The sequence below is a fragment of the Amaricoccus sp. W119 genome, assembly GCF_047275745.1.
In the GTDB taxonomy this organism is placed as follows: Bacteria; Pseudomonadota; Alphaproteobacteria; order Rhodobacterales; family Rhodobacteraceae; genus Amaricoccus.
The window spans coordinates 1-10,652 of the sequence record NZ_JBKQWU010000081.1 but is presented as its reverse complement, the minus strand read 5'-3'; the positions used below and the strand labels follow the sequence as shown (position 1 = coordinate 10,652).

The following is a 10,652-nucleotide window of genomic DNA, read 5'->3' as shown; positions in this document are numbered from 1 at the left end:
AAGCCGCCCGCGCCGGCCGCCGTGCTCTGGCCGGAGACGCCGACCACTTCAACCATGGCCGCGAAGCCGACCATGCATTAGATCTGAACCGGGCCACCCAATGGGGGCAGGCCAGTCGAGCACCCGCTTCATCTCCGCCTTGTCGTCCGAGCAGAACGGCACGCCGAGGAAGAGCTCGGCCCCGCCGATCACCTCGTCGGGGTAGGAGAGCGAGGCGAGCTTGCCCTTGAGCTCCTCGGGGGGCTGGAAGAAGATCGCCCAGCTGTCGACCGGCCCCTGATAGACGTCGCGGTTCACGGTAAAGCCGGCGGTGCCATAGGCGAGGGGGATCGAATAGGCGCTGTCCGGGTCCCACCAGGGGTTCTTCCACTTGTCCTCGACCTGAGCGAAGGCGTCCATCTCGTTCGCGCCGATGTCTTCGAGCAGCCCCTGGTCGGCCATGATCTTCACGAAATGCTGCGACGGGGTCACGATGTCATAGCCGGAATTGCCGGCCTGCAGCTTGGTCAGCGCGTCCTCGTTCGAGTTGAACCCGTCGAGATTGACCTTGATCCCGGTCTCGCCCTCGAACTTCGCGATGAGGTCCGGCGCGATGGAATCCGACCAGGCGTAGATGTTGAGGGTCCCCTGCGCCGCGGCGGGACCCGCGATCGCGGTGGCGAGAGCGGCGGCAAGTGCGAGAGGGAGGATCGCTCCGGCGGTCGTGTGTTTCATCTTGGTCGCTCCTTGTTGCCGGGAGAGGTCGGGCCGTCGCGCCGGTCGCGGCGCATCGCGCGCGCCGAGACGGCGAAGGCGACGGTGGCGATGATGAGCGAGGCCAGGATCAGAAGGGTGGAGATCGCATTGAGTTCGGGCGTCGTGCCCTGCTTGATGAGGCTGAAGATATAGACGGGCAGGGTGGTCGAGCCGCCGGTATTGAGCAGGCTCGAGGTGATGAAATCGTCCATCGAGATCACGAAGGCGAGCATCGCCCCGGCGAAGACGCCCGGTGCGATAAGCGGCAGCGTCACGCGCCGGAAGGCGGTGAAGGGCGCCGCGTAGAGATCGCGCGCCGCTTCCTCGTAATCCGCGCTCATGCCCTGGAGCCGGGCCCGGATCGGCAGGAAGGCGAAGGGCACGCAGAAGGTCGTATGCGCGAGCGCGAGCCTCAGGATGCCGTTGGTGAGCCCGATCCGCGAAAAGAGGATCAGCACCGCGACCGCGACGACGATCTCGGGCAGGAGCAGCGGCAGGTTGATCACCGTCTCCGAGAGCCGCCGGTACCGGAGCCCCGCCGATCGCGTCAGCACCATGGCGCCCGCCAGCGCGATCAGCGTGGCGCAGGCGGTGGCGATGACCGCGACGATGAGCGAGACGCGCAGCGCGTCGATGAGCGCGCCGTTGTTGAGCGCGGCGGTGTACCAGCGCGTTGAGAACCCGCCCCAGACGCTGACGAGGCGGTTCTCGTTGAAGGAATAGAAGATCACCACCGCGATCGGCAGGTAGAGCCAGACGAAGAAGATGACGGTGACGAGCTTCGCCCAGGGATAGTGCCGGATGTCGTTGGCGCGGCTCATGCGCGCGCCTCCAGCCGGCGCGCGCGGTGCGCGTTGAGGATCAGCACGACCATCACCATCGCCATGAGGACGAGCGCGATCGCCGCGCCGAAGGGCCAGTTCCGGTCGCCGCCGAACTGGGTCTGGATCAGTGTGCCCATGGTCATCTGCCGGCCGCCGCCGAGCAGCATGGGTTCCAGCACCGTACCGATCGCGGGGACGAAGACGAGGATCGAGCCCGCCGCGATCCCCGGCCAGGTAAGCGGCAGGATCACCTCGCGGAGCGTCCGCCACCGGCTCGCGTAGAGGTCGGCGCCCGCTTCGAGGAGCGCCGGGTCGAGCTTCTCGATGGCGGCGAAGACCGGCAGCACCATGAGCGGAACGTAGCTGTAGACCATGCCGACCAGCGTCGCGCCGGGCGTGAAGAGCAGCCCGCCCTCGCCGCCGAGCGCGCGCCAGCTCCGCCCGATGAGCCCGTCGTTGCCGAGGATGATGAGCCAGGCATAGACCCGCACGATCATCGAGACCCAGAAGGGCAGGGTGACGAGATAGATGAGCGCGGCCTTCCGCCTCGCCGGCTGGTTCGCGATGACATAGGCGACGGGGACGGCGATCACGAGGCAGATGAGCGTCGTCACGGCGGCGAAGACCAGCGTCCGGGCGATGATGACGAGATACTTCGGATCGAATTCCGGCGCGTCGCCCCAGCCTTCGGTGAACAGGATCTCGCGGTAGGAGGCGGTCGAGAAGCCCCATTCGAACCCGCCATAGGCGCCGCGATGCGCGAAACTCACCAGGATGACGATCCCGATCGGCAGGATGAGCGTCCCGAGCATCAGCGCCCAGGCCGGAACGAGGCCCCAGAAGCGGAAACCTCTCATCGCCCCAGCACGCGGACGCTGCCGGGCGTGATGCCGACGCGGACCACGCGGCCGATCCCGAATCCCTCCTCGCTGTGCGAGACCGCGTTCCGCCGCGACACGCGGAGCGGCACGCCGGCCACGTCGATCGTGTAATGGGTGTATCCGCCCATGTAGTTCCGCGCCGTCACGGTTCCGCGCAAGATCGTGCCAGCCTGATCCGTCTCGGCCTGGACGGTTTCGGCCTGGACGGTTTCGGTCCGAACGGTCACGACCGGCTCCGCGCCGGCGGCCTCGACCGCGATCTTCTCGGGTCGGATCGAGATCGTCGCGGGGCCGGGGCCGGCGACGCCCTTCTGGCCCGCCACGAGTTCGAGGCCGAAGGGGGCGCGGACCCGGGCGCGGTCGCCCAGCACCTCGATCACCTCGGCGTCGAGGAAGTTCGTCTCGCCGATGAAATCGGCGACGAAGCGGTTGCCGGGCTCCTCGTAGATCTCGCCCGGCGTGCCGATCTGCTGCACGCGGCCCTCGCCCATGACCGCGATCCGGTCCGACATGTCGAGGGCTTCCTCTTGGTCATGCGTGACGAAGACGAAGGTGATCCCGGTGCCGCGCTGGATACGCCGCAATTCGTCGCGCATCGCCTGGCGGAGCTTCAGGTCGAGCGCCGAGAGCGGTTCGTCGAGGAGCAGCACCTCGGGCTCCGGCGCGAGCGCGCGGGCGAGCGCGATCCGCTGCCGCTGACCTCCGGAGAGCTGGTCGGGCCGGCGCGCCGCGAAGGGCGTCATGTGCACCATCTCTAGCATCTCCGCCACCCGCGCGGCGCGGCGCTTCTTCTCCCAGCCGAGGCTTTCGAGCCCGAAGGCGATGTTCTGGGCGAGCGTCATGTGCGGGAAGAGCGCGTAGCTCTGGAAGACCGTGTTCACCCGGCGCCTGTGCGGGGGAAGCGTGTCGATCGCCTGTCCGAAGAGCGTGATGGACCCGGCGTCCGGGCTCTCGAATCCCGCGATCATCCGGAGCAGCGTCGTCTTGCCGCAGCCAGAGGGCCCGAGCAGCGTGAAGAACTCGTTCTCCCGGATCGAGAAACTGACCTCGTCGAGCGCCCGATGCGCGCCGAAGGCTTTCGAGACATTGACGAGATCCACCGCTGTCGCGCGTGTCATGCCCGGTCCCTCGCGCTGGCTTTCGAGTATGTTGGCATCGATTGGCCGGGGTCCGGGGATCTCGTCAAGCAAGTTCGGTCACCTCGCGGCGGAAGGGCAGCGCGTCGCCGATGTCGGGCATGTCGAGCTCGCGCGCGTAGCGGTGCCCGGCATAGGTCGCCCAGGCGATCGGGCCGGGCGCGCAGGCGTCGCCGATCAGCCTGACCGACCGGATACCCGCGTCTTCCCAATCCGCCCGCCGGGTCAGCAATTCGCGATGAAGCCCGTCCTCCGGGACGCGCGACGTGACGAGCACAGCCGCGTCGCAGCCGATCCGGCCCGGGGCGCCGGTATAGGCGCAGGCGGTCTCGACCCCGTCGGCGTGGATCGCGGCCACGCCGGTGTTGAGCACGATCCGCACGCCGGTCTCGACGAGGCGGCGATGGATCGCGCCCTGCTCCAGCGTGTTGAGCGTCCAGTCCGAGACATGGGCCGAGGGCGTGACGAGGCTGACCGAACAGCCGCGCCGGGCGAGGAGCTCGGCGATCACGCCGCCCATGTAGTAATGATCGTCGTCGAAAAGCACCACCTCGCCCGCGGGATACCGCCCGTCCATGATGTCGTCCGGGGTGAAGACGGGGAGCGCCGGGTCGATCGGCATCGGCGTGACATGCATCCGCGCCACCCCGTCCGCGCGCCAGTGCGCGCCGGTGGCGATCGCGACATTCTCGAAGCCGAACTCCAGGATCTCCTCCACGCCGAGGCGGCTCGCGAGATAGATCTCCGCGTTCGGCCGCTGCGACAGCTGGTATTCGCGGTAATCGGCGACGCGGCCCCAGGCGGAAAGTCCGGGCAGCAGCCGCTCCCGCGCGACCCGCCCGCCGATCTTCGTCCCCGCCTCCGCCACCACCACGTCATAGCCGCGCACGGCGAGCGCGCGCGCGGCCTCGAGCCCGGCCGGTCCCGATCCGACGACGAGCACCGTGTCGCTGTCACCCTTCCCGTTCATCCGCTCGGGGTGCCAGCCCTTGCGCCATTCCTCCATGAAGGTCGGGTTCTGCGTGCATCGGCTGATGCTCATCGTCATGTCGCCGGTGACGCAGATGTTGCAGCCGATGCATTCCCGGATGTCCTCGATCCGGCCTTCCTCGATCTTGCGCGGCAGGAACGGGTCGGCGATCGAAGGCCGGGCGCAGCCGATGAAGTCGAGCACGCCCCGGCGGACGAGCCGCGCCATCACGTCCGGGCTGGTGAACCGCCCCACACCCACCACGGGCCGCGAGGTCAGTTCGCGAATGCCCGTCACCAGCGCTTCCTGCGCCGCCTCCTCCTTGAACCGCGACGGGCCGGAGCAGTCCTCCCAGGTGCCCTGCGCGAGATCCCAGAGGTCGGGCAGGTCGGCGTTCATCGCGATGAAGTCGCGAAGCTCGGCGTTGGAGAAGCCAAGCGCGCCGATCGTCTCGTCGAGGCTGACGCGCAGCGTGATCGCCATCGTGTCGCCGACCGCGTCGCGGATGTCGGCGACCACCTCGTTGACGAAGCGGGCGCGGTTCTCGAGGCTTCCGCCGTATTCGTCGGTGCGCTGATTGGTGGCGCGGCTGAGGAAATGCTGGAAGATCCCGAAGCCATGCGCGCCGTAGAGGCAGAGCAGGTCGAATCCCGCGAGCTTCGAACGCCGCGCCGCGGCCACGAACCAGCGGCGAAGGTTCGTGATATCGGCCCTGTCCATCGCCCGCGCCTGCACCGGATCGTTGGTGAAGGTGCGGATCGGCAGCGCGGTCGGGGCGAGCGGCACCTCCTTGGTATAGAGGTTCGGCCCGTTGATGCCGGAATAGGCGAGCTGGATGCCGGCGAGCGCGCCATGGGTCTTCATCGCCTCCGACATGCGCCGCAGCGCCGGAATATCGGCATCGTCCCAGAGGCGAAGCTCGATGAAGGGCGTGATCTCCGAGGTATGGTGCATCTCGGTCTGCTCGGTGAAGATCACGCCCCAGCCACCCTCGGCCTTGACCCCGCGCATCGCCGCCGCCGCCGACGGATCGCGATAGCCGCCGCCGTTGCAATGCGGCACCTGGTAGAAGCGGTTCTTCGCGGTCAGCGGCCCGATCCGTGCCGGCTCGAACAGGATGTCATAGGCTGGATCACGCATGTCTGGTCCCGGGCGCGGGGCCCTTGTCCCGCTTTGCGCGGATGAGAATCAGGCGGATGGCGTGCAAGTAAAGTAGGAGTTCCAGATGTTGACCTTAGGCTGATCCTAAGGCTACCGGGCTTCGGCGAAGCACCGGATTAACGCCGGATCTACCGGGGATTGTCCCCGGCGTCCGGCGCGGCGACCTGCAGGGTGGCGAGGCGGTCCGGTGCGATCTCCGCTTGCGCGTGCTCCGCGAAGGCGCCGATGGTGCGGGTGTTGCGCGCGCCCTCCGCGAACAGGAGGCCGAGCTTCAGCGTCCGCACCGGCCCGACCATCGGCACGAAGCTGAGCCTGTGCCCGTCCGGAGAGAGCTCCGTCAGGGGCCGCGCATTCGCAACGGAATAGCCGAAGCCGTTGGCAACCAGCGAACGCATCACCGCGACATCCCGCGTGCGCTCGACGATGCGGGGCGCGATGCCGCGCTGGCGGAAGAAGGAGAGGAAATATTCCGCGCTCATCGGCAGATCGAGCAGCACCATCGGATACTGGGCGAGATCTTCCGGGGTCACGCTCGGCCGGCCGGCGAGCGCGTGCCCCTCGGGCAGCAGCGCGAAGGGCGGCAGGCTCATCAGCGGCAGGAATTCGAGATCGGCGGGGATGTTCAGATCATAGGTCAGCGCGACGTCGAGCCGCGCGGCCCGGAGAGCGTCGAAAAGCTCTGCCTGATCGCGCTCGTACTGCCGGAATTCGACTTCGGGGTAGCGATCAACGAAACCCCGGCGCAGCTTCGGCAGCACGATCTGGGCGAAGGTGACGAGGCAGCCGACATTGAGCGGCCCGCGCACCGTCCCGGTGATGTCGTTCGCGAGATCGTTGAGCCCCCCGGCCCGCTCCAGGAGGTCGCGGGCATGGTCGAGAAACCGCGCCCCGCCTTGGGTGAGCGCGAGGCCATGGGCGTGACGGCGGATGAAGAGCTGCAGCCCGAACTCCGCCTCAAGCTGCGAGATCGCCGTCGAGATCGAGGGCGACGAGATGTTGAGCCGCTCCGCCGCCTGGGCGATGGAGCCGTGCTCGCCGACGGCGACGAAATATTCGAGTTGTCGCAGCGTGAAGCGAAGGGGCATGTCCCGGCCGTGGCGGTCGTTCACCCCGATGCTGCGGCGCGCCGCCCGCGCCGTCAACGCCTCAGTACTTGATCCAGACGGTTTTGAGCGCGGAATACTTGTCGAAGGAATGCATCGAGAGATCGCGGCCGAAGCCCGACTGTTTCATGCCGCCGAAGGGCGTCATCGCCGAGAGCGCGTCCACGGTATTGACCGAGACCGTGCCGGCGAAGAGCTGGTCGGAAACATCGAGCGCGCGGGCGAGGTCCCGGGTCCAGACCGAGGCGGCGAGCCCGTAGACGCTGTCATTGGCGATCGCGACCGCCTCCTCCGCGTCGCGGAAGGTCTGGATCGCGAGGACGGGGCCGAAGATCTCCTCCCGCGCGATCACCGCGCCGCGCGGAACATCGGCGAAGATCGTCGGTTCGATGAAGGCGTCGGAGCCGCCGAGCGTCAGCCGCTCGCCGCCGGTGACGAGCCGGGCATCCTCGCGGCCCGAGGCGATGAATTCGGCGACGCGCCCGGCATGGTGGCTGTCCACCATCGCGCCCATCCTCGTATCCGGGTCGAGCGGATCGCCGGGCCGGATCGCCTCCGCCCGCGCCTTCATCCGCGCGACCATCTCCTCGGCGATGCTCTCCTCGACCAGAAGCCGGGAATTGGCCGAGCAGACTTCGCCCTGGTTGAAGAAGATGCCGGTCGCGGCCATGTCGGCGGCCTTGTCGAGATCGGCGTCGGCGAAGATCAGGTTCGGGCTCTTGCCGCCGGTCTCGAGCCAGACCTGCTTCATGTTGGACTCGCCCGCGTAGCGCTGGAACATCTTGCCGATCGCGGTCGAGCCGGTGAAGACGAGGCAATCCACGTCCGCGTGGCGCCCGAGCGCCTGTCCCGCGTCCTCGCCGAAGCCCGGCACCACGTTCAGGACCCCGTCGGGCAGCCCGGCCTCGGCGGCGAGTTCCGCGAGACGGAGCGCCGAGAGCGGCGATTGTTCGGCGGGCTTCAGCACGACCGAGTTTCCGGTGGCGAGCGCCGGGGCGAGCTTCCACGTTGCCATGTCGAGCGGAAAGTTCCACGGCACCACCGCGCCGATGACGCCGAGCGGCACCCGCCGGATCATCGCGAGATCGCGGCCGCCGGTCGGCGCGATCTCGTCATAGAGCTTGTCGATCGCCTCGCCGTGCCACTGGAAGAAATAGGCAGCGCCCGGTACGTCGACATTCACCGTCTCGGAGATCGGCTTGCCCATGTCGAGCGTGTCGAGAAGCGCGAATTCCTCGAGATTCTCGCGCAGGAGCGCCGCGAGGCGGATCAGGACCTCCTTGCGCTCACCCGGCGTCCTCCGCGACCAGCGCCCATCCGCGAAAGCCGCGCGCGCGCTTCGGACGGCGCGGTCGATATCCTCGGCCGCTTCGCGCGCGACTTCGGCGAGGGGCGCGCCCGTCGCGGGGTTGATCGAGACGAAACTATCCCCGGAGGCGGAGGGGACGAACCGTCCGTCGATCCAGCAGGAGGTCCGGAAGGAGAGCGCGCCCGCGCGGGCGGCGTAGTGGGAAAGGCTCGGCATTCTCGTCCTCGTTCGCTCCGCCGCCCGTGTCGCGGCTCGTGTCGCGGCCCGACTTCAAGGAGCGGCTCCGAGTCGTTCCCGCCCGCTCCGGCGACGCGGGCCATCGCCCGTGCGCCGCGAGAGTGGAGCAGTGCGCGGGGAAGGGAAACAGAAACTTCTCCCGAGGACCGGGTTCGTAAAAACCTGACCGGTCCCTGGTCCCGGTCCCTGATCCCGGCGCCCCGGTTCAGCGGCCCTGGTAGCGCGCCGGCCGCTTCTCGAGAAAGGCGGCGACGCCCTCGCGGAAATCCTCCGTCGCGCCCGCCTGGCCCTGCAGCCGGGCCTCCAGCGCGAGCTGCTCCGCCAGCCGGTTGTCGAGACCGCCGCGCAGCGCGGCTTTCGCGAGGCGGTAAGTCGCGGTCGGGCCATTGGCCAGATGCCGGGCCCGCGCCCGGACCGTCTCGGCGAAATCGGCGTCCGGGACGGCCTGCCAGATCATGCCCCAGGCCTCGGCCTGTTCGGCCGAAACGGGCTCGGCGAAGAGCACGGCGCCCATGGCGCGGGCGAAACTCACCTGCCGGGGGAGCCAGTAGGTGCCGCCCGCGTCCGGAATCAGCCCGATCCGCGAGAAGGCCTGCAGGAAGACCGCCGATCGGGTCGCGATCACCACATCGGCGGCGAGCGCCAGATTGGCTCCCGCGCCGGCGGCCGCGCCATTGACCGCGGCGATCGTCGGGATCGGACAGTCGTAGATCGCGTTCAGCATCGGCTCGTATTCCTCGCGCAGTACGCGCTCGAGTTCCGGGCCTTCGATCGTACTCGCCGCGCCGAGGTCCTGACCGGAGCAGAAACCGCGCCCGGCGCCGGTCAGCACGATGACCCGCGCCCGTCCGGCCACGTCGTGAATGGCGGCGGTGAGCTCGCGGCGCATCGTGGAGCTCAGGCCGTTCATCACCTCCGGGCGGTTCAGCGTGATCGTGGCGACGCCATCGGCTTCGGCGACAAGGATCGTCTCATAACTCATCTGCGTGGCCTTCCAGGATTTCGCGTCATCAGCCGAGCGGGGCGCCGCGAAGCGACCAGCCGCCATCGGCCGGGAGAATCGCGCCGCTGACATAACCCGCCGCCTCCGAGCCGAGAAAGAGGCACGTGGCGGCAATGTCCTCCGGCTGGCCCAGCCGCGCCATCGGCACCGAACTTGCCACGCGCGCCCGGGCCGCGTCGTCGGGAGCGAGTCGTGCCATGCCCTCGGTGCCGTCGATCGGACCGGGGATCACACCGTTGACGCGGAGACCCTCGCCCCCCCATTCGATCGCGAGGCAGCGGGTCACCATGTCGACCCCCGCCTTGGCCGCGCAGACGTGGACCTGCATGGCCATCGGAATGAACGCCTGCGGCGCCGAAATGTTGATGATGCTGCCCGGCCGGCGCATGTGGGGGTAGGCGGCCTTCATGACGTGCCAGGTGCCGACGAGGTCGATATCCACCACCGCCTTGAAGCCGTTCGCGCTGATGTCATTCGCGAGCGCCGGGAAGTTGCCGGCCGCGCCGGAGACGAGCACGTCGATCGGCCCCGCCTCGGCCGCGAAGGCGCCAAGGGCGGCCGCGACCGCCTCCTGATCGCGCACGTCGAACGTGTAGCCGAGCGCCGGCCCGGCGGGGCTCCCGAGCATGGCGACCGCGGCGTCGACCTTCTCGCGCTTGCGGCTGCCGACCCCGACCCGCGCGCCCGCCGCGGCGAAGGCCTTCGCGATCCCGAGGTTGATGCCGCTGGTTCCGCCGGCGACGAAGACCGCCGCGCCGGTGTAGTCGAATGTGGCCTTCATTTGGATGTCCTCCCGATTTCGAATGAGGGCGCCGAGCCCCGTGTTGGCGCGCCGGACGGCCACGCCGTTGATTCCATGCGTGCGCTCCCCGGGGAAGTACCTCGGGGTACGGCGCGCGTTCCCGCCGGGAGGGCGCCCCCTGTTCCGTTTCGTGCCGTTGCTGCTGACCTTGCCGGATACTGACCGGTTTTCGCCGCGCGCGCTTGGCTTCGGACGATAGCTTTTTGACCATGCGCGCCAACCTGTGGGGACAGCGATGGCGGGTGAAGTCAAGATCGCGGCGCGTGGAGACGATTCCCGGCGTGTGATCATCCCGTATCCTGACTGTGGAGAGCCGGAAGCCGTCGAGCACGCGGTCGGGGTCGAGGAGGAAGTGCCGCTGGCGGACACGAGCCGGGGTGTCAACGGCGGAGCAAAACCAGGCCGTTGGGCGGCGCAAAAGTAGGCCACTTGGCGCCGCAAGCGGGGAACGGCGGGAGGGCGTAGCCCGACTAGAGTTTCCCGCTTGCGGC

At 68.7% G+C, this 10,652-nt stretch carries 9 protein-coding genes; all 9 read right to left on the bottom strand.

Features of this window, described 5'->3' with window-relative positions; all coding sequences use genetic code 11:
• Positions 1-48: 48 nt before the first annotated feature.
• The 9 genes from ACLJK8_RS20455 to ACLJK8_RS20415 all read right to left on the bottom strand — a co-directional run bounded on the left by ACLJK8_RS20455 (position 49) and on the right by ACLJK8_RS20415 (position 10,140).
• A complete protein-coding gene (locus ACLJK8_RS20455) occupies positions 49-714 on the bottom strand; it encodes an extracellular solute-binding protein (protein WP_413152210.1) in 666 nt (221 codons plus the stop codon).
• Positions 711-1,556 (bottom strand): ABC transporter permease, encoded by an 846-nt coding sequence (locus tag ACLJK8_RS20450; protein WP_413152209.1) that lies wholly within the window; start codon positions 1,554-1,556, stop codon positions 711-713. Before ACLJK8_RS20450 ends, ACLJK8_RS20455 begins: the two co-directional genes overlap by 4 nt.
• On the bottom strand, positions 1,553-2,416 hold the full coding sequence (locus ACLJK8_RS20445) for an ABC transporter permease (RefSeq protein WP_413152208.1): 864 nt from the start codon (positions 2,414-2,416) through the stop codon (positions 1,553-1,555). Before ACLJK8_RS20445 ends, ACLJK8_RS20450 begins: the two co-directional genes overlap by 4 nt.
• On the bottom strand, positions 2,413-3,558 hold the full coding sequence (locus tag ACLJK8_RS20440; protein ID WP_413152207.1) for an ABC transporter ATP-binding protein: 1,146 nt from the start codon (positions 3,556-3,558) through the stop codon (positions 2,413-2,415). The genes ACLJK8_RS20445 and ACLJK8_RS20440 overlap by 4 nt, the downstream gene beginning before the upstream one ends.
• 64 nt (positions 3,559-3,622) lie before the next feature.
• Positions 3,623-5,686 carry an NAD(P)-binding protein gene (locus ACLJK8_RS20435; RefSeq protein ID WP_413152206.1) on the bottom strand — a complete coding sequence of 688 codons (2,064 nt, stop codon included), beginning with the start codon at positions 5,684-5,686 and terminating at the stop codon, positions 3,623-3,625.
• Between the two features lie 149 nt (positions 5,687-5,835).
• Complete coding sequence (locus ACLJK8_RS20430; RefSeq protein WP_413152205.1) at positions 5,836-6,816, bottom strand: LysR family transcriptional regulator; 981 nt, start codon at positions 6,814-6,816, stop codon at positions 5,836-5,838.
• 37 nt (positions 6,817-6,853) lie between these two features.
• The gene (locus tag ACLJK8_RS20425; protein WP_413152204.1) at positions 6,854-8,335 is read right to left on the bottom strand and encodes an aldehyde dehydrogenase; all 1,482 of its coding nucleotides are present in this window, start codon (positions 8,333-8,335) and stop codon (positions 6,854-6,856) included.
• 226 nt (positions 8,336-8,561) lie between these two features.
• Positions 8,562-9,338, bottom strand: a complete 777-nt coding sequence (locus ACLJK8_RS20420) for an enoyl-CoA hydratase-related protein (RefSeq protein WP_413152203.1) — start codon at positions 9,336-9,338, stop codon at positions 8,562-8,564.
• 28 nt (positions 9,339-9,366) lie between these two features.
• Entirely contained in the window at positions 9,367-10,140 is a 774-nt protein-coding gene (locus tag ACLJK8_RS20415; RefSeq protein ID WP_413152202.1) for an SDR family oxidoreductase, read from the bottom strand.
• Positions 10,141-10,652: the final 512 nt, after the last annotated feature.